Source organism: Pseudonocardia sp. T1-2H (assembly GCF_038039215.1).
Lineage (GTDB): Bacteria > Actinomycetota > Actinomycetes > Mycobacteriales > Pseudonocardiaceae > Pseudonocardia.
In genome coordinates this window covers 5,984,253-6,002,691 of the sequence record NZ_JBBPCL010000001.1, presented here as the reverse complement: position 1 = coordinate 6,002,691, position 18,439 = coordinate 5,984,253, and the positions used below count along the sequence as shown (strand labels likewise).

Annotated in this window: 17 protein-coding genes, 2 pseudogenes and 1 riboswitch; of the genes and pseudogenes, 8 read left to right on the top strand and 11 right to left on the bottom strand. The window is 74.2% G+C overall.

Going from position 1 to position 18,439, the window contains the following annotated elements:
* Position 1: 1 nt before the first annotated feature.
* On the bottom strand, positions 2-670 hold the full coding sequence (thiE, locus tag WBK50_RS29585; RefSeq protein ID WP_341338712.1) for a thiamine phosphate synthase: 669 nt from the start codon (positions 668-670) through the stop codon (positions 2-4).
* Positions 671-703: 33 nt separating this feature from the next.
* Positions 704-816: riboswitch (TPP riboswitch) on the top strand.
* Between thiE and thiO the strand changes: the two genes are divergently transcribed.
* The 5 genes from thiO to WBK50_RS29560 all read left to right on the top strand — a co-directional run bounded on the left by thiO (position 813) and on the right by WBK50_RS29560 (position 4,741).
* A complete protein-coding gene (gene thiO, locus WBK50_RS29580; protein WP_341338711.1) occupies positions 813-1,934 on the top strand; it encodes a glycine oxidase ThiO in 1,122 nt (373 codons plus the stop codon). It overlaps the preceding riboswitch by 4 nt.
* Positions 1,935-1,939: 5 nt before the next feature.
* Entirely contained in the window at positions 1,940-2,140 is a 201-nt protein-coding gene (gene thiS, locus WBK50_RS29575) for a sulfur carrier protein ThiS (protein ID WP_341339545.1), read from the top strand.
* A gap of 2 nt (positions 2,141-2,142) precedes the next feature.
* Positions 2,143-2,901 carry a thiazole synthase gene (locus WBK50_RS29570; protein WP_341338710.1) on the top strand — a complete coding sequence of 253 codons (759 nt, stop codon included), beginning with the start codon at positions 2,143-2,145 and terminating at the stop codon, positions 2,899-2,901.
* A gap of 180 nt (positions 2,902-3,081) precedes the next feature.
* Entirely contained in the window at positions 3,082-3,615 is a 534-nt protein-coding gene (locus tag WBK50_RS29565; protein WP_341338709.1) for a gamma carbonic anhydrase family protein, read from the top strand.
* Positions 3,616-3,889: 274 nt separating this feature from the next.
* A complete protein-coding gene (locus WBK50_RS29560) occupies positions 3,890-4,741 on the top strand; it encodes a Gmad2 immunoglobulin-like domain-containing protein (RefSeq protein WP_341338708.1) in 852 nt (283 codons plus the stop codon).
* Positions 4,742-4,796: 55 nt separating this feature from the next.
* Here WBK50_RS29560 and WBK50_RS29555 read toward each other — a convergent pair whose 3' ends face one another.
* The 6 genes and pseudogenes from WBK50_RS29555 to WBK50_RS29530 all read right to left on the bottom strand — a co-directional run bounded on the left by WBK50_RS29555 (position 4,797) and on the right by WBK50_RS29530 (position 11,521).
* Entirely contained in the window at positions 4,797-5,477 is a 681-nt protein-coding gene (locus tag WBK50_RS29555) for a MadR family response regulator transcription factor (RefSeq protein WP_341338707.1), read from the bottom strand.
* 11 nt (positions 5,478-5,488) lie between these two features.
* Entirely contained in the window at positions 5,489-6,889 is a 1,401-nt protein-coding gene (locus tag WBK50_RS29550) for a MadS family sensor histidine kinase (RefSeq protein WP_341338706.1), read from the bottom strand.
* 4 nt (positions 6,890-6,893) lie between these two features.
* The gene (locus WBK50_RS29545; RefSeq protein WP_341338705.1) at positions 6,894-8,108 is read right to left on the bottom strand and encodes an iron-containing alcohol dehydrogenase; all 1,215 of its coding nucleotides are present in this window, start codon (positions 8,106-8,108) and stop codon (positions 6,894-6,896) included.
* Between the two features lie 345 nt (positions 8,109-8,453).
* A complete protein-coding gene (locus WBK50_RS29540) occupies positions 8,454-9,566 on the bottom strand; it encodes an XdhC/CoxI family protein (RefSeq protein ID WP_341338704.1) in 1,113 nt (370 codons plus the stop codon).
* An 11-nt stretch (positions 9,567-9,577) separates the two neighbouring features.
* Positions 9,578-10,725, bottom strand: a pseudogene (locus tag WBK50_RS29535) (vWA domain-containing protein).
* Positions 10,726-10,729: 4 nt separating this feature from the next.
* Positions 10,730-11,521 carry an AAA family ATPase gene (locus tag WBK50_RS29530; RefSeq protein ID WP_341338703.1) on the bottom strand — a complete coding sequence of 264 codons (792 nt, stop codon included), beginning with the start codon at positions 11,519-11,521 and terminating at the stop codon, positions 10,730-10,732.
* A gap of 645 nt (positions 11,522-12,166) precedes the next feature.
* Here WBK50_RS29530 and WBK50_RS29525 point away from each other — a divergent pair.
* Positions 12,167-12,739, top strand: a complete 573-nt coding sequence (locus tag WBK50_RS29525) for a LysM peptidoglycan-binding domain-containing protein (protein ID WP_341338702.1) — start codon at positions 12,167-12,169, stop codon at positions 12,737-12,739.
* A gap of 66 nt (positions 12,740-12,805) precedes the next feature.
* Here WBK50_RS29525 and WBK50_RS35485 read toward each other — a convergent pair.
* Both WBK50_RS35485 and moaC read right to left on the bottom strand, forming a co-directional pair.
* Positions 12,806-13,713: pseudogene (locus WBK50_RS35485) on the bottom strand (molybdenum cofactor biosynthesis protein MoaE).
* Complete coding sequence (moaC, locus tag WBK50_RS29510) at positions 13,710-14,198, bottom strand: cyclic pyranopterin monophosphate synthase MoaC (RefSeq protein ID WP_341338699.1); 489 nt, start codon at positions 14,196-14,198, stop codon at positions 13,710-13,712. The pseudogene WBK50_RS35485 and the gene moaC overlap by 4 nt, the downstream one beginning before the upstream one ends.
* Before the next feature lie 440 nt (positions 14,199-14,638).
* Between moaC and WBK50_RS29505 the strand changes: the two genes are divergently transcribed.
* Entirely contained in the window at positions 14,639-15,241 is a 603-nt protein-coding gene (locus WBK50_RS29505) for a LysM peptidoglycan-binding domain-containing protein (RefSeq protein ID WP_341338698.1), read from the top strand.
* Between the two features lie 31 nt (positions 15,242-15,272).
* Here WBK50_RS29505 and WBK50_RS29500 read toward each other — a convergent pair whose 3' ends face one another.
* Positions 15,273-15,842 carry a nucleotidyltransferase family protein gene (locus WBK50_RS29500; RefSeq protein WP_445942408.1) on the bottom strand — a complete coding sequence of 190 codons (570 nt, stop codon included), beginning with the start codon at positions 15,840-15,842 and terminating at the stop codon, positions 15,273-15,275.
* 47 nt (positions 15,843-15,889) lie between these two features.
* On the bottom strand, positions 15,890-16,075 hold the full coding sequence (locus WBK50_RS29495; protein WP_341338695.1) for a hypothetical protein: 186 nt from the start codon (positions 16,073-16,075) through the stop codon (positions 15,890-15,892).
* A gap of 123 nt (positions 16,076-16,198) precedes the next feature.
* Between WBK50_RS29495 and WBK50_RS29490 the strand changes: the two genes are divergently transcribed.
* Complete coding sequence (locus WBK50_RS29490; RefSeq protein WP_341338694.1) at positions 16,199-18,427, top strand: helicase-associated domain-containing protein; 2,229 nt, start codon at positions 16,199-16,201, stop codon at positions 18,425-18,427.
* The last annotated feature ends 12 nt before the right edge of the window (positions 18,428-18,439 follow it).

The window sequence follows — 18,439 nt, the reverse complement described above, 5'->3', positions numbered from 1 at the left end:
CCTACCGCGCACGCAGCTTTGTGGCGAACGCCTCGGCCGCGGCCCCGGGGTCCTCGGCCTCGGTGATCGCGCGGACGACGACGATCCGGGTCGCGCCCGTGGCCAGGACCTCGTCGAGGCGGTCGTGGTCGATCCCGCCGATCGCGAACCACGGGCGCTGCGGGGTGCGGCTCACCACGGTGCGCACCAGGTCGAGGCCCGGCGCGGGGCGTCCCGGCTTCGTGGGCGTCGGCCAGCAGGGGCCCACGCAGAAGTAGTCGACGCCCGGCTCGTCCGCCGCGCGCAGCGTCTCCTCGGCGCTGTGCGAGGAGCGACCGATCACCACGTCGTCCCCGACGATCCGGCGGGCCCACTCGACGGGCAGGTCGTCCTGGCCGAGGTGCAGCACGTCCGCGCCCGAGGCCAGCGCGATGTCCGCCCGGTCGTTGACCGCGAGGAGCCGGTCGTGCCGCGCGCAGGCGTCGGCGAGGATCTCCAGGGCCTCCAGCTCCTGCTTCGCCTCCAGGGGCTCGGCGCCCTTGTCCCGGAGCTGGATCACATCGACGCCGCCGGCGAGGGCGGCGTCGGCGAACTCCGCGAGGTCACCGCGCTCCCGGCGCGCCCCGGTGCAGAGGTAGAGGCGCGCGTCGGCCAGGCGGGTACGGACGGTGGAGGCGTCGAGTCGAGGCACGGCCGCGACCCTACGGCGTAGGGTGACGACCGAAAGGTGACGCACGGGAGTCCGCACGCGCAGCGGGCTGAGAGGGGACTGTCGCGGTCCCGACCGTCGAACCTGATCCGGATCATGCCGGCGCAGGGAGCGAGGTGAGGACATGAGCGCACATCTGGCCGTCGTGGGTGGCGGTGTCATCGGGCTGAGCTGCGCGTGGGCCGCCGCCCGCGAGGGCTGGCAGGTCACGTTGGTCGACGCCGCACCCGCCTCCGGGGCGTCCTGGGTGGCAGGCGGCATGCTCGCGCCGGTCACCGAGGCGTGGCCGGGCGAGGAGCCGCTGCTCGAGCTGGGCGTGGCGTCCGTGGCGCTGTGGCCCGAGTGGGCGTCGTCGTTGTCCGCCGACGCCGGTCGCTCGGCCGGGCTGCGCACCGAGGGCACGGTCGTCGCCGCGACGGGCGCGGGGGACCGTGCGGAGCTGGACGCCCTGGCGTCGCACCTCGGGCGGTTGGGCCGGCCCGTCGAGCGGCTGTCCGGGCGGGAGCTGCGGCGCCTCGAGCCGGCCCTCGGGCCGGACGTCAGGGGCGGGCTCTCGGTGCCGGACGACCTGTCGGTGGACAACCGGGCGCTGCTCGCGGCCCTGCAGGCCGCCGCGGAGAAGGCCGGCGTGGTCTCCGACCGCCGGGCCGCGCGGGCGGTGACCGGGGGCCCGGTCGGTCGGGTCGAGTGCGTCGAGGGGCCGCCGGTGGAGGCGGACGTCGTGCTGGTCGCGGCGGGGGCGCACTCGTCGTCCCTGCACCCCGCGCTCGACGGCCTCGTGCGCCCGGTCAAGGGCGAGATCCTGCGGCTGGCGCGACGCGCGGGCGCGTTCCCGGTGCCGACCCGCACGGTCCGCGCGCTGGTCGACGGGCGCCCGGTCTACCTGGTGCCGCGGGAGAACGGCGTGGTCGTGGGCGCGACGCAGAGCGAGAACGGGTTCGACACCGAGCCCACCGTCGGCGGTGTGCGGGACCTGTTGCGCGACGCCGAGCGGATCGTGCCCGGGATCGCCGAGTACGCGCTGCAGGAGGTCGCGGCGGGGCTGCGGCCGGGCAGCCCGGACAACGTGCCGCTGATCGGCCCGATCGGTCCCGATGGACTGCTCGTCGCCACCGGGCACAGCCGCAACGGGATCCTGCTCGCCCCGATCACGGCGGCGGCCGTCGTCGCGTCGTTGCGGGGCGAGCGGATGCCGGACGTGGTCGGCGCCGCGGACCCGGACCGGTTCGCAGGGAGCAGGAGGTGAGCGCGATGGACATCTGGATCAACGGGCAGCCGCACGCGCTCGGGGACGGCGCGACCGTCGTCGACGCGCTGGCCGCCCTCGGGGCACCGGAGAAGGGCGTGGCCGTGGCCGTCGACGGCGCGGTGGTCCCGCGGGGGCGCTGGGCCGGCACGACGCTGGCCGCGGGCGCGCAGGTGGAGGTGCTGACGGCGGTGCAGGGAGGATGACCATGAACGACCCGTTCGTCGTCGGAGGCCGGAAGATCGGCTCCCGACTGATCATGGGTACCGGTGGTGCCGGGAACCTGGAGATCCTGGAACGTGCGCTCGTCGCGTCCGGGACCGCGCTGACCACCGTCGCGATGCGCCGGATCGACGCGACCACCGGCACCGGTGTGCTGGACCTGCTGCGCCGGCTCGGCATCGAGATCCTGCCGAACACGGCGGGCTGCCGGACGGCCGCCGAGGCGGTCCTCACCGCGCAGCTCGCGCGGGAGGCGCTGGAGACGGACCTGGTGAAGCTCGAGGTCGTCGCGGACGAGCGGACCCTGCTGCCGGACCCGATCGAGCTCCTCGACGCCGCCGAACAGCTCGTCGACGACGGGTTCACCGTGCTCCCGTACACGAACGACGACCCGGTGCTGGCGCGGAAGCTGGAGAACGTGGGCTGCGCCGCCGTCATGCCGCTGGGCTCGCCCATCGGCACCGGGCTGGGCATCCGGAACCCGCACAACATCGAGATGATCGTCGAGCAGGCGGGGGTGCCGGTGGTGCTCGACGCGGGGATCGGCACGGCGTCCGAGGCGGCGCAGGCCATGGAGCTGGGCTGCGACGCCGTCCTGCTGGCCACGGCCGTCACCCGCGCCGGGGACCCGGAGCTCATGGCGACCGCGATGCGCCTGGCCGTCGAGGCCGGCCGGGCCGCGCGGGGCGCGGGCCGGATCCCCCGCCGCTACTGGGCCCAGGCCTCCTCCCCGGCCGTCGACTGACCCCCCGCGAGTCGCGGTGTGGGACCGCGCGAGTTGCGGTGTGGGACCGCGCGAGTCGCGGTGTGGGACCGCGCGAGTCGCGGTGTGGGACCGCGCGAGTCGCGGTGTGGGACCGCGCGAGTCGCGATCTGGGACCGCGCGAGTCGCGGTCGCGCCCTGCGGTAGGAGAAGGTGACGGGTATGCCGTTGTTCTCGTTCCAGGGCGTCTCCCCGACGATCCATCCCGACGCCTTCATCGCCCCCACCGCGACCCTCGTCGGCGACGTTCGCGTCGAAGCCCACGCCTCGGTCTGGTACAACGCCGTGCTCCGCGCGGACTTCGGCCCGATCCACGTTCGGGAGGGGGCCAACGTCCAGGACGGCTGCGTCCTGCACGGCGGCGACGACCCGGCCACCGAGATCGGCAGGGGCGTCACGGTCGGGCATCTGTGCGTGGTGCACGGCTGCGTGATCGGCGAGGAGACGCTGATCGGCAACGGCGCCACGATCCAGGACGGGGTCCGGATCGGTGCGCGCTGCCTCATCGGCGCCGGTGCGATCGTCCCGCCGAACCGCGTGATCCCGGACGAGACGCTGGTCCTCGGCGGGGTCGCGCAGGACAAGGGCCCACTCACCGAATCCGCGGCCCGCTGGGTGGCCACCAACCCCGAGATCTATCGGGACCTCGCCCGTCGGCACGCGAGCACGGTCCAGCCCGTCGTCCCGCTCACCTAGGCCGGCTCGCGCGGCCTCTGACCCCGACTCGCGGGGCGCCAGGTCGCGACTCGCGGGGCGCCAGGGCGCGACTCGCGGGGCGCCAGGGCGCGACTCGCGGGGTTCCGGATCGCGACTCGCGAGGCGCCGGATCGCGACTCGCGGGGGCTCGTGTCACTCGTCGGGGTTCCGTCCGGCCGGGTGCGGCGCGCCGTCACCGCCGGGACACCCCCGGCCGCCAGGCTCCTGAACGGGGCACAGCGGTGAACGGGGCACAGCGGTGAACGGGGGGCGGATGCGACGACGGAGCGGGCACCTGGGAGTTCTGGCCGCGGGATTGCTCGCGGCGGCGCTGGTCGCCGGCTGCGTGGGGGCCGGCGGTGCCGGGGATCGCGGGCTCCCCTCGAGTCCCGCTCCCACGCCCACCGCGCCCGGGGTGCAGGAGCAGCGCGCCCTGCCCGTCTACTACGTCCTGGGCGACGGCGAGCAGGCGCGGCTCGTGCGCGAGTTCCACGCGGTGTGGACGACCGACCCGCTCACCGGCGCCGTCACCGAACTGCTCGGCACACCGCCGCAGGACCCGGACCTGCACACCGACTGGCCCGACGGGACCGCGTTGCACGCCCCGGTGACCCGCGGCGACGGCATCGTCACCGTCGATGTCGCCCGGCCCGGCGACGTCCCGGCCGAGCGGGCCGCGCTGACGCTCCAGCAGCTCGTCTACACGGTGCAGGGCGCGGCGGGCAGCACGGACCCGGTGCGGCTGCTCGTCGACGGGGAGCCGGTGCCGACGCTGTGGGGCCAGGACGTCTCTCGGCCGATCCCGCGCGCGGACCCGTACGCGACCCGGCTGCTCGTCCAGATCGACGACCCAGCTGAGGGGGCCACCGTCGGCGGAGGCACCGTGACGGTCTCGGGCGAGGCCGCGGTGTTCGAAGCGACCGTGCTCTGGGAGGTGCGGGACTCCGGTGGCACCGTCGTCCGCTCCGGTGTGACGACGTCCGCGGAAGGCATGCGCTTCAGCCCGTTCCGCTTCACGGTCCCGCTGCCGCCCGGCTCCTACGAGATCACGGTGGCGGAGGACGACCCGTCGGGGGGCGAGGGGCGGCCGGTGCAGCGGGACACGCGTCGCGTCACGGTCGCATAGCCGCAGCTCGGACGGGGTCGTGCGCGTGGAACCTCGTTCTAGCGAGGTTCCACGCTCACAGGAGGCCGAGTTTGGTCGCCGCGTAGACGGCCTCGGCCCGGCGGGAGACCATCAGCTTCCGCATCAGGTTCCCCACGTGGAACTTCACGGTCGTCTCCGAGATGAACAGCTCCGCGCCGATCGCGCGGTTCGACAGCCCGCGGGCCAGCAGCCGCAGGACGTCCAGCTCGCGCTCGGTGAGCCGCTCCCGGTCCGGCACCCCGCCGGACAGCGAGCGGACCATCGCGGACGCGCTGCGGGCGTCGAAGGCGCTCTCCCCGCGGGACACCGCGCGGATCGCCCGGACCAGCTCGGTCGTGTCGACGTCCTTCACGACGTACCCGCGGGCCCCGGCCTGCACGGACTCCACGACGAGCCGGTCCTCGGCGAACGTCGTCAGCACGAGCACGCCGATCCCGGGGTGCGCCGCGCAGAGCTTGCGGCAGACGTCCAGGCCGTCCGTCTGCGGGCCGGAGGTGAGCTTGAGGTCCAGCAGGACCACGTGCGGCCGGGTCGCGGCGACGGCGGCGACGGCGTCCGCGGGCGTCCCCGCCTCGCCGACGACGCGCAGGTCGTCCTCGCGTTCCAGCACGGCCCGCAGGCCCTGCCGCATGATCGAGTGGTCGTCCACCAGCACGATCCGGACGGGCACCGGCCGCGTCCGCATCCCCGCCGGGGCGTTCGTCCGGTTCGGCATGTCCACTCGATTCACGACCGGCCCCCGGCCAGCGGGATGTCCACCTGCACCTGAAGCCCACCCATCCGTGCCCGGCGGAACGTGAGCGTCCCGCCCATCTCGATCGCCCTGGTCTGCATGTTGCCGAGCCCGCGGTGCTCGCCCGACGGCCCGGACAGCGCCGACGCCTTCAGGCTGCGCCGGATCTCCTCGGGGCTGCCCTTCCCGTCGTCGGACACCGTCAGCCGGACCCCGTCCGCCCGGTACGCGAGCCGGATCACCGCCCGGGACGCGTCCGCGTGCATCGCGGTGTTGAACAGCGCCTCGCCCGCGATCCGGAACAGCGACTGCTCGGCCTCGGCCGGCAGCGGCACCGGGCCGCCGCCGATCCGGACCTCCACGCGCAGCTCGTCCGGCATGTGCACGGTGGAGAGCTGCCGCAGCATCGCGGGCAGGTCTTTGTCCTCGCTCTCGCTGTGGTTCAGCGCGTAGATCGCGGACCGGAGCTGCTCGACGGCGCTGCGGGTCAGGGCCTTCGCCGTGTCCAGGTGCCCGACGAGCCTCGCGGTGTTCTCCCCCTCCTGGGAGAGGATCTCGCTGCGGCACAGCTCGATGTGCATGCCGGCCGACAGCGCGTACTGGGTGACGCTGTCGTGCAGCTCGCGGGCGATCCGGTGCCGCTCGCTGTCCAGCACCTCGCGCTGGCGCGCCGCGCCGAGCTCCGCCTGGGTCTCCTGCAGTTCGTCGTTGCGGGACCTGAGGTCCGCGGCCTGCCGGGCGGTGCGCGCGTAGAGCCGCTCGGACCGTTCGAGCAGGGCGCAGTTCTGCAGGGCCGCCGCCGTCTGGCCGGCGAGGATCCGCATCACGGAGTGGTCCGTGTCGTCGATCTCGCGGTCCGACGGAGTCCACGCGACGAAGCCGCCGATGCTGCGGCCGTCGAGCCGGACGGGGACGTGCAGGTGGCACCGGGCGGTGGCGCGGTCGTGCGTGTCGTCGTGGGCGGGGTCCGCCGGGGCGCCGTCCTCGCCACCCGACCGGACCGCCTCGACGTGCGCGCGCACGTTGGCGGGCACCAGGTCCAGCCGGGACCACTCCACGCCGTCCGGCCCGAGGACCAGGTGCCGCGGCCGGGCGTCCTTCAGCTGCCCGTCGACGAGCGCGAACGCGACCCAGTCCGCGGAGAGGTGGTCCGCCGCCGCGTCGACGACGGCCCGGACCAGCGCCTCGGACCCCTCCATCGTCCGGACGAGCGCGGCCGAGATCCGTTCCAGCGCGAGGATGACCCGGCGCAGCCGCACCGCCGACACCCGGTACTCGGGGTAGAACGACGGCTTCCCGGAGCGCAGGCCGGTGAGCGCGTCCAGGTCCGGGCCGGGCCACGGCGGGTGGGGACGGGCGGGGGTGCGCCGCGGCGGCCACTGTGCCGAGGTCACCGGTTCACAGGGCTTCCCGGAAGAGGCGCTCGATCTCGTCGATCGACGCCGGGCGCGGGTTGGTGGTGAGGCACGCGTCCCCGAGGGTGAGCACCGCGAGGCGCGGGATGTCCTCCTCGGTGACGCCGATCGCACCCAGCCCGGACGGCACACCCACCTCGTCGCCGAGCTTGCGGATCCCCGCGGCGACCATGTCCACGGCCTCGTCCGCGGGCGCCGCGGCCGGCAGGCCCATCGCCTGCGCGATCGGGCGGAACCGCTGGGCCTCCGTCGCGCCGTTGAACCGGATGACGTGCGGCAGCAGGATCCCGTTGATCACGCCGTGCGGCAGGTCCAGCATGCCGCCGACCTGGTGGCTCATCGCATGCGTGGCGCCGAGGATCGCGTTGGTGAAGGCGAGCCCGGCCTCGAGCGCGGCCTGCGCCATGAAGGAGCGGGAGCTCGCGTCGTCCGGCCGCAGCATGGTCGCGGGCAGGTGCGCCGTGACCAGCGAGACGGCCTGCAGGGCATGGTGGTCCGTCAGTGGGCCGTGGGCCAGCGAGACGAAGGCCTCGATGCCGTGGGTGAGCGCGTCGAGGCCGGTCGCGGCGTTGAGCCATTCCGGCATCGTGGTCAGCAGCCGCGGATCGACGATCGAGACGTCCGGGACCAGCGCGCGGCCCATGATCGTGATCTTGGTGTGCCGCTCGGTGTCCGTGACGATGCAGAACTGCGAGACGTCCGCGCCGGTCCCGGACGTCGACGGCATCATGATCATCGGTGGGATGGGGTTGGCGATCCGGTCGATGCCTTCGTAGTCCAGGATGCGGCCGCCGTTCGACGCCAGCAGCGCTACGCCCTTGGCGGCGTCGATGACCGAGCCACCGCCGATGCCCAGCACGACGTCGCAGCCCGACGCCACGTACTCGTGGTAGCCCTGCTCGATCTCGTGGTCCTTGGGGTTCGGCGTGACGTCGCACCACAGCCGCGGTGCGAGCCCGGCCTCCTTGAGGTGCGTGAGCAGCTCCCCGGGCCAGCCGGATTCGAACAACCCCGGATCCGTCACGACGAACGGGCGCCTGGCGCCGAGGCGGAGCGCCGCGTGGGCGGCCTCGGGCAGCGAGTTCGGGCCGAAGACGATCTCGGGGGCGTGGAACTTGGAGATCCTGGGGACCTCGGCCGCCGCGTGCTCGTGCCGCGGCCGATCGTCAGCCCTGCCCGTGTCGTCGACGAGGACCACGCTGCCCTCCTGCACCACATCGCCGGCGTGATCCGACCGTGCCGTGAGGGGCGCCGGCGTCCGAACCACCGGAGCGAGGTTACCGCCGCGGCACCGTGCGTGCCCTCCGGCGAGCGGGACGCCGCACGCCACAGGGGCGTGGGACGGGGATGCTCCGTGACGGGTCGTCACCGATCACCGTCTTCCGTTCGGCCGGGGCGCGGACGGGCACGGCGGCACGACATGCACAGACCCCTCTCGTCGACGTCCCCGGACGCTAGCCGGACGAGGCCGGATGCGGACCGCCCGAGGGGACGGTCCGGGACTCTCCGAAAGGTCAGGTGCACGCGCCGTCGCCGGCGGGGATCAGGTGTGGATGGGACCCTCGCGCTCGGCGAGCCGGGAGCCCCCGGCGCCCCAGTGCTGCGCGATCATCTCCGCGGCGATGGACACCGCGGTCTCCTCCGGGGTGCGCGCGCCGAGGTCCAGGCCGATCGGGCTGGACATGCGGGCGATCTCCTCGTCGGTGATGCCGCGCTCCCTGAGCCGCTCGAGCCGGTCGTCGTGGGTGCGCCGCGAGCCCATCGCGCCGATGTAGCCGACCTCGGGCAGCCGCAGGGCGACCTCGAGCAGCGGAACGTCGAACTTGGGGTCGTGGGTGAGGACGCAGAGCACGGTGCGGCCGTCGATCCGGCCGGCCTCGGCCTCCGCGGCCAGGTACCGGTGCGGCCACTCGACGACGACCTCGTTGGCCCCGGGGAACCGGCTGGCCGTGGCGAACACCGGGCGGGCGTCGCAGACGGTCACGCGGTAGCCGAGGAAGTTGCCCATCTTGGCGCAGGCCGCCGCGAAGTCGATCGCGCCGAACACGATCATGCGGGGCGGCGGGGCGAACGCCTCGACGAACACCGAGAGGCCCTCGCCGCGGCGCTGCCCGTCGACGCCGTAGGTCAGCATCGCGTTGCGGCCGGCGTCGAGCAGGCCGCGCGCGTCGTCCCCGGCCGCGCCGTCGAGCCGGGCGGAACCGGTGGTGCCGTCCACCCGGTCCGGCCACACGATCAGCCGCTTGCCCAGGCGCTCCGCGGGCCCGGACACCACGGTCGCGACCGCGACGGGCTGCTCGGTCCGGATCGCGTCCACGACCTCGCCGAACTGGGGGTAGGTCTCGGGGGAGACCTTCTCGACGAAGACGTCCAGGATGCCGCCGCAGGTCAGGCCCACGGAGAACGCGTCGTCGTCGGACACGCCGTAGCGCTGCAGGACCGGGCGCTCGTCGGTCAGGACCTCCTGGCCGAGCTCGTAGACCGCGCCCTCCACGCAGCCGCCGGACACGCTCCCGACCGCCTCGCCGCCGGGCCCGACGAGCATCGACGCGCCGGGCTGGCGCGGGGCCGACCGGAACGTCGCGACGACGGTCGCGAGCGCCGCCGTCTCGCCGTTCTTCCACCAGCCCTCGAGCTGGTCCACCACGTCACGCATACCGGTCCACCTCAGGATTCCCGCACTACTTCGAGCAGCTTCTGCAACGTGTCCAGGCTGTGCCCGGCCAACAGGTCGTCCAAGTACGGCAGCACCGCCACTATTCCGCCCTGGACCGGGGCGTAGCCGTCCTTGCCGGCGTGCGGGTTGACCCAGACGATCTTGTGGGCCAGCCGGGAGAGCCGGGCCAGCTGCTGGCCGAGCAGGTCCGGCTCGCCGCGCTCCCAGCCGTCGGAGAAGATCACCACGACGGCGCGCCGGGCGGCCCCGCGCTGACCCCACCGGTCCACGAACGCCTGCAGCACCTCGCCGAGGCGGGTGCCGCCGGACCAGTCCGGGATGGCCTTGCCGGCCTGGCCGAGCGCCCGCTCCGTGTCGCGTTGGCGCAGCTCGCGGGTGATCCTGGTGAGCCGCGTGCCGAGGGTGAACGCCTCGGTGCTGCGCGGCGCCCGCCGGACGACGACGTGCGCGAAGCGCATCAGCGCGTCCGCGTAGGGCTCCATGGAGCCGGACACGTCGATCAGCAGGACGACCTTGCGCGGGCGCGGGGAGTTCCGCCGCCGGTGCAGCTCGCGGATCTCGCCCTGGTTGCGCAGGGCCGCGCGCAACGTCCGGCCGGGGTCCGCGGCACCGTGCCGGGAGGGCCGGCGCCGCCGGGACGGGCGGGTCGGCGGGGCCGGTCGCAGCAGGGCCAGCATCCGGCGCAGGTGCTCGCGCTCCGGGGGGACAGCTCGGCGATGTCCCGGCTGCGCAGCACCTCGTCCCCGGAGGCCGTGGCCCGGATGACGGGGCCGTCCTCCTCCTCGCCGGGACCGGCCTCCCGCGGGGACGCCGGCATCAGGGAGGCGAGCTTGGGCGGGGGCGGCGGCCGGTCGTCCTTGATCGTGGTCCGGCCGCCCCTCGGCGGATCGAACCAGGCGTCGAAGGCGAGGTCGTACCGCCGGACGTCGTCCGGATCCGAGCACAGGGTCAGCCGCCCGGCCCAGTAGCTCTGCGTCCGGCTGGTGGCGTCGAGGGTGTCCAGCGCCTCGAAGAACGCCGCGACCCGGTCCGTCGTGACCGGGACCCCGGCGGCGCGGAGCACCTCGGTGAAGCCGACGAGGCCGGGGATCGGGTCCGATCCCTCCTCCGCCGGCGGCGCCGCGCTCGGGTACTGCATCGGGTCAGGACGCCAGCAGCGCGTCGAGCTGGTTGCGGACGCGGTCCGCGTCCTCGCGGTACTTCAGCACCGCGCCCAGCGTGCGCGCCGCGTTCTCGACGTCCAGGTGCCGGGCCCCGAGCAGCATCAGCGCGCGGGCCCAGTCCAGGGACTCCGCGACGCCCGGGGGCTTGATCAGGTCCGACTGGCGCAGGGTGTGCGCGGTGGTAGCGATCTGCGCGGCGAGCCGTTCGGGCACGCCCGGCAGCCTGCTCTTCAGGATCTCGACCTCGCGGGCGATGTCCGGGTGGTCCAGCCAGAGGTAGAGGCAGCGGCGCTTGAGCGCGTCGTGCACCTCGCGGGTGCGGTTCGACGTCAGCACGACGATCGGCGGCACCTTCGCCCGGACCTCGCCGATCTCCGGAATCGTCACCGCGTGCTCGCTCAGCACCTCGAGCAGGAAGGCCTCGAACTCGTCGTCCGCGCGGTCGATCTCATCGATCAGCAGGACGCTCGGGGTGGTGCGCAGCGCACGCAGGATCGGCCGGGCGAGCAGGAAGCGATCCGCGTAGAGGGAAGCCTCGACGGCGTCCGCGTCGAGCCTGTCCCCGTCCACCGTCGCCGCCGTCTCGAGCGCGCGCAGGTGCAGCAGCTGGCGGGGGAAGTCCCAGTCGTAGAGGGCCTGGGTGGAGTCGATCCCGTCGTGGCACTGCAGCCGGATGAGCTCGGCGCCGGTCACGGTCGCGAGCGCCTGGGCGAGTGCGGTCTTGCCCGTCCCGGGCTCACCCTCACAGAAGAGCGGGCGGCCCATGCGCATGGCGAGGAAGGTCGCCGTGGCGAGGCCGTCGTCGGCGAGGTAGCCCGTCGAGCGGAGGGCGTCGGCGAGAGCAGCGGGCGACTCGGGGAGGAGAAGAGGCCGCGGGCGGCGCCGTCACCCGTTCCCGGAGCGGAATCGGTCACCACCCCAGCATGACCGACGAACGGGCGTCCGGCCACCAGGGGGCCGCGCGTCCCTCGTCACGCACGGTCGTCGAACACCGATCAGCGAGTAACTGATCTCTTGTGAGCCGTTCGACAACAGTTCCGGATCGGTCGTATTGGTCTGGTCGTGATGCAACCGTAATAACGACGTCCTGACCAGGGAAACCATCATGTTCGAATGACAACCGTGTAGCGTTACAGTGACGAGGGTCACGCTTCACGAATTTGACCTCTTCCGTTGTTCGAAACGTAGCGTTCCGCCTCGGTCGAGCCGAAGGGTTCGGCCGGAAAACATCCGGAACCGCCGCGCCACGCTTCCCTGTCCCGCGGTTCCCGGTCCGTCGAGCAACGAGACGGGACAGGGCGAGGAAGTATTTCCGGATCGCAAAGGTTGCAATCCGATCGCTATTGCGATTGCAGTGCGGGTTCCCCTGCCCGCTCGCATCGGGATTCCTCGGTAGCGCGGTATGGAGCTGTGAAAATGACACGAGGTATCTCCGGTCGAGGCCTTCTGCGTGTCGCCGTCGCCGGCGCAGTCGCGGTCGGCGCCCCGGTCGCCCTCGCAAGCACGGCCGAGGCGGCGACCCCGACCTCCGCGTGGGACACCCTCGCCCAGTGCGAGAGCAGTGGTAACTGGGCGACCAACACGGGCAACGGTTACTACGGCGGCCTGCAGTTCAACCTGACCACCTGGCGCGCCTACGGCGGCACCGGCCTGCCGCACAACGCCAGCCGCGAGCAGCAGATCGCCGTGGCCGAGAAGGTGCTGGCGGCGCAGGGCTGGAACGCGTGGCCCTCCTGCTCGAAGAAGGCGGGCATGAGCGGCAAGCCGGCCCCCACGGCCGTTCGCGCCTCGGCGCCGGCCCCCGCGAAGTCGGCCCCCGCGAAGTCGGCCGTGGCCCCGGCCCCTGCCGGCGGCAACTACACGGTCAAGGCGGGCGACACGCTCGGCGAGATCGCCGCCGCGCACGGCACGACCTGGCAGAAGCTGGCCGCGGCCAACGGCCTGGCCAACCCGGACGTGCTGAGCATCGGCCAGGTCCTCTCGGCCTGACGGGCCGCCGCTCGCCTGTGACGCGCCCGGTCCAACCCGGTGTCGTCCCCGGGGGACGGGCGCGGCTCAGGTCGAGTTGACCCACTCGTCCGAACCGTCGGCGAACGCCTGGTGCTTCCACACCGGCAGCAGCCGTTTCACCTCTTCCACCAGCTCGGCGCAGGTGTCGAAGGCCTCTTTGCGGTGATCCGCCGCAACCGCGCAGGCCAGTGCCACGTCGCCGATCCCGAGCGGGCCGACGCGGTGGCTCACCGCGATCGCCCGGACCCCGGTGGCGCGCGCCGCGACGTCCGCCGCGACCTGGGCCACGACGGACTGCGCGGTCGGGTGCGCGCTGTACTCCAGCCCGTTGACCGACCGTCCTCCGTCGTGGTCCCGGACCACTCCGGCGAAGGTCACGACGGCGCCGGCGGCCGGGTCGTCGACCAGCCGCGCGTGCTCGTCGACGTCCAGGACGTCCTCGCCGACGGCGGCCCGTCGGATCTCTGCGGTCATCAGTGGTCCCCTCCTCGCAGCTGGTCCACGGCGTGCTCCAGGACACCTTCGAGCACCGAGAGCCCGTCCCGCACCCCGCCCGGCGAGCCGGGCAGGTTGACGATCAGCGTGCGTCCCGCCACTCCGGCCAGCCCGCGGGACAGCACCGCCGTCGGGACCTTCGGGGCCCCGGCGGCGCGGATCGCGTCCGCGAGCCCCGGCACCTCGTAGTCCAGCACCGCGCGGGTGACCTCGGGTGTCGCGTCCGTGGGCGAGAGGCCGGTCCCGCCCGTCGTCAGGACGACGTCCAGGCCGGACGCGACGGCTGCCCGGAGCGCCTGGCCGACGGGTTCGCCGTCCGGCACCACGACGGCCTCCGCCACGTGGAACCCGTGCTCCCGGAGCCAGTCGACGATCAACGGACCGCCGCGGTCCTCGTAGACGCCGGCCGCGGCGCGGTTCGACGCCGTCACGACGCCGGCGGTCCTGGAGGTCGTCACGACTCGTCCCCGGGCGCGTCCGGGCGGGTCCAGAGGCCGGTCTTCCCGCCCTCCTTGCGCTCGACCCGCACCGCGTCCAGCACGGCCGCCGGGTCCACCGCCTTGACCATGTCGTGCAGGGTCAGCCCGGCCACCGCGACCGCGGTGAGGGCCTCCATCTCGACGCCCGTGCGGTCCGTCGTGCGTACGGTGGCGCGGATCCCGACGGTGTCGGTCCCCGGCTCCAGCTCGACGGTCACGCCGCTGAGCGCGATCGGATGGCACAGCGGGACGAGGTCCGGCGTGCGCTTGGCGCCCATGATCCCGGCGATCCGGGCGGTGCCCAGCGCGTCGCCCTTGGGCAGGCCGTCGCTGCGCAGCAGGGCGACGACCTCGGCCGTCGTCCGGAACACCCCGGTCGCCACCGCGGTGCGGGCGCTCGGCTCCTTGGCCGTGACGTCCACCATGCGGGCGGCGCCGGTGCTGTCGACGTGCGTGAGCTCCACGTGGGTGACCCTACGTGCCGCCGTCGGGCGTGGTGCGGGCCACGTGGCCCGCCACGGTTGCAGTGATCTAGGTCACATGATCGACCGCATGTCGTTCCGTAGCCCGGCCGTGTCCTGCTCGTTATATAACGTCGTTGACCTGGTGGGACGTCGCTCGTCGCAGGTTAACGGCGGCGTAATGCACGGTGATCCGCCGATGTCGAGGTCACTTGCGAGATTCTGCGGTCCACGTACCGTCTTCTCCGGCCCTCCCGAATCCCCCCGGGTTTATCCCACGCGGGCGGGCCCCGACACCGCAGCGCGTTCCCTGTCCGGCGGTGACGGCCCCCGAGGCACTCACGTGGGACAGGGACGGAAAGACCGGCGATGGCCCCACATTGCCGCTGCCCGGCTCCCCGGCCAGAAGTCTGATTCCGCACGCGCAGCGGCGGAGAACTGTCATGGCGCACAATCGCGGAAAGCACCGTAAACCCTCGAGCGCGACTCGCAAGATCGCTCGCACCGCTCTCGTCGGTGCCGTCGCCGGCGCCCCGCTCGTCGTCGCCGCACCGGCTGCGAACGCCGCGTCCGATTCCACGTGGGACCGCCTGGCGCAGTGCGAGAGCACCGGCAACTGGGCCATCAACACCGGGAACGGTTTCTCCGGCGGGCTCCAGTTCACCCAGAGCACCTGGAACGCGTTCGGCGGCGGCCAGTTCGCCCCCGCGGCCCACCAGGCCACCCGTGAGCAGCAGATCGTCGTCGCCGAGAAGGTGCTGGCCGGCCAGGGCTGGGGCGCGTGGCCCGCGTGCTCGAAGAAGGTCGGTGCGTCCGGTGGCGCCACGCAGCGCTCCGCGCCCGCCCAGCAGGTGCGGCTGAGCGCCCCCGCCGCCGCGCCGGCCGCGCAGCCCACCGCGGGGACCTACACGGTGAAGGCCGGGGACACCCTGGGCGAGATCGCCGCGGCGCACGACGTCGCCGGTGGCTTCCAGGCCCTGCTGGCGAAGAACCCCGGGCTGAAGAGCGCGAACCTGATCTTCCCCGGGCAGGTCGTCCGCTTCTGAGCGGTCCTTCCGGACCTCCGCCCCGCTCCCGTCACACCGACGGCGGCGGGGCGGTGGTGTGTCCGAGGCGGGCGAGCTGTTGCGGGGTGTCCACGTCGTCGGGCTCGGCCACGTCCCCGCACTCGACGAGCCGGACCGCCGGATTGCCCCTCAGATAGCCCCGTGCGCCCGCGTCGCCGCTCGCGGCATCCCGGACCCCGGCCCAGTGCGAACGGCCGAGCAGGACCGGATGAGCCGGGATCCCGGCGTAGGCGGCCCGGGCGAGGGCGTCCGGGCCCGGGGCGTCCGAGGTGGGGGCGGCGGCCAGCCGGGCCACGGCCTCCGGGGTCACGCCCGGCAGGTCGACGAGATGGACCACGGCGGAGTCGACGTCCAGCGACGCCAGGGCGTCGAGGCCCGCGCGCAGGGACGCACCCATGCCCTCGGCCCAGTCCTCGGCGACGACCACCCGCACGTCGTCCGGGACCAGCGGGGCGACGCGCTCGGCCGAGGCGCCCAGCACCACGACGAGCGGGGTGCACCCGCCCTCGGCGAGCACGCGCAACGCCCGGCGGACCAGCGGCTGCCCGTCGAGCTCGACGAGGGCCTTCGGTCCGCCCATCCGCCGGCCCGCGCCCGCGGCGAGCAGCAGGCCGGCAGGCGGCACGACTACTTGTTGATCTCGGTGACGGGGTGCTCGTAGGGCACCTTCGCCAGCGGGAACTCGATCTCCCCGAACGGTGAGAACGAGCCCTGGACCGGTCCGAGGAGCTCGGTGAGGGGGTGCTCGCCGTCCGGCAGCTGCGGCCAGTTCGGGTCGATGCGGCCGGGCTTCTGAGGTTTCGCCTTCGCCACGGTGTCCTCCGACTCGTGCGTGGTGGTGCGCGGGTCTCAGTGGACCCGCACTCGTCTGACACCAGTATCCCGTATCGGGCGTGCGGAGGAAGCGCGGAGCCCCGGCGGCTACCGTGGAGGGCGATGCCCACCTCGCTGGTCGACTGGCTGCGCGCCCAGGACGACGAGACGCTAGCCGCCCTGCTCAGGCTCCGGCCGGACCTCGGCGTGCCCCCGCCCGGGGACTTCACGGTGCTTGCGACGAGGGCGGCGATCCGGGCGTCCGTGCACCGCGCGTGTGACGATCTGGACACCGTGACCCTGGCCGTCCTCGAGGCGCTGGTGCTGGTGGACGCGGACAGCGAGCCCGCCGAGCGCGGCGAGATCGCGCGGCTCCTCGGACCGGACGTGCCCGCGGAGGCCCTCGGTGCGTCGCTGGCGGCCCTGCGGGCCCGCGCCCTGGTCTGGGGCGCGGACGACGAGCTGTGCCTGGTCCCGGCCACGCGGGACGTCGTGCCGCAGTATCCGGGCAACCTCGGGCGCCGGGCGTCCGGCCCCGCGGCGAGCTCCGAGCTGCCCGCACTGCTCGCCGCCGTCGCGCCGGAGGAGCAGCGGGTGCTGGACGCGCTGATCGCGGGCCCGCCGATCGGCCGCAGCCGTTCCGCGTCGGACCCGTCGAGCCCCGTCGGGCGGCTGCTCACCCGCGGGCTGCTGATACGCCTGGACCCCGAGACCGTCGAGCTGCCGCTGCAGGTGGGGGTCGCGCTGCGCGGGGAACGGCCGATGGGCCACATCGACGCGACGCCGCCGGACCCGGAGACGCTCGCCCGTGAGCCCTCGGTCGTGGACGGAACCGCCGCGGGCGCCGCGCTGGAGATGCTGCGCAAGGTCGAGCGGCTGATCGACCTCTGGGGCCGGGTGCCCCCGCCCGTCCTCCGCTCCGGCGGCCTCGGCGTGCGCGAACTGCGCCGCGCGGCCCGGGAGATGGAGGTCGACGAGGCCGTCGCGGCGCTGCTCATCGAGGTCGCGCTGGCCGCGGACCTGGTCGGGGAGAGCGACAGCCCGAACCCCGAGTGGATGCCGACCACGAACGTCGACGTGTGGGCCGCGGGCGGGCCCGAGCACCGCTGGGTCACCCTCGCCCGTGCGTGGCTGGAGATGCCCCGGCTCCCGGGTCTGGTCGGCCGCCGGGACGACCAGGACCGCCCGATCAACGCGCTGTCCGAGACCCTGCGTCGCCCGCTGGCGGTCCGGGACCGACGCCGGGTGCTCGGCGCGCTCGCGGACCTGCCCGCCGGGACGTCGGTCCGCAGCCCCAGCGGGCTCGCGGACCTGCTGGCGTGGCGCGCGCCGCGCCGGGGTGGGCGGCTGCGGGACGAGATGGTCAGCTGGACACTGGCCGAGGCCACGGTCCTCGGCGTCGTCGCCCTGGACGCCCTCACCGGTCCGGGCCGGGTGCTGCTGGACGCGCAGCCAGACGACTCGGCCGCTCTCGTCGCCGCACTCCGCGCGACGCTGCCCCGACCCGTCGACAGGATCCTGCTGCAGGCGGACCTCACCGCGGTCGCACCCGGGCCGCTGGTGCCCGAGCTGGCTCGTGAGCTCGCGCTCCTCGCGGACGTCGAGTCCGGCGGCGGCGCCACCGTCTACCGCTTCACCGACGCGAGCATCCGGCGCGCCCTGGACGCGGGACGGTCCGCGTCGGACGTGAAGACGCTGCTCGAGGCGCACTCGTCGACGCCGGTGCCGCAGGGCCTGACCTATCTCGTGGAGGACGTCGCGCGGCGGCACGGCCGGCTGCGCGGCGGCGTCGCGTCGGCCTTCCTGCGCTCCGACGACGAGGTGCTGCTCTCCGAGGTCATCGCCCATCCGCAGAGCGCGGCCCTGGAACTGCGGCGGATCGCGCCGACTGTCGCCATCAGCCCGGTCCCGCTGTCCGAGCTGATGGACGGGCTGCGCGCGGCCGGGTTCAGCCCCGCGGCGGAGGACGCGTCCGGCGGAGTGCTGGATCTCGGGGGCAAGGGCGCCCGCACGGATCCCCGGCGGCCCCGGCGCGCCGCCGTCGCACCCGAGCCCGCCGGCAGCCAGCTGGACCGACTCGTCGCCAGGATGCGATCCGGGGACGCGCTCGCCGGCGTCCGCCGTGGCGCGGCGAACGGATCCACTGCGACGCTCGCGACGTTGCAGCAGGCCGCGCGCACCCGCGGCCAGGTGTGGATCGGCTACGTCGACGGGCACGGGGTCGCGGGGGAGCGGGTGCTCGCACCGACCCAGATCGGCGCCGGGGTCGTCGAGGGGACGGACGCGGTCAGCGGCGAGATCCACCGGCTACCGCTGCACCGGATCACGTCGATCGCGCTGGTCGACACGTGAGCTCGGCCGTCC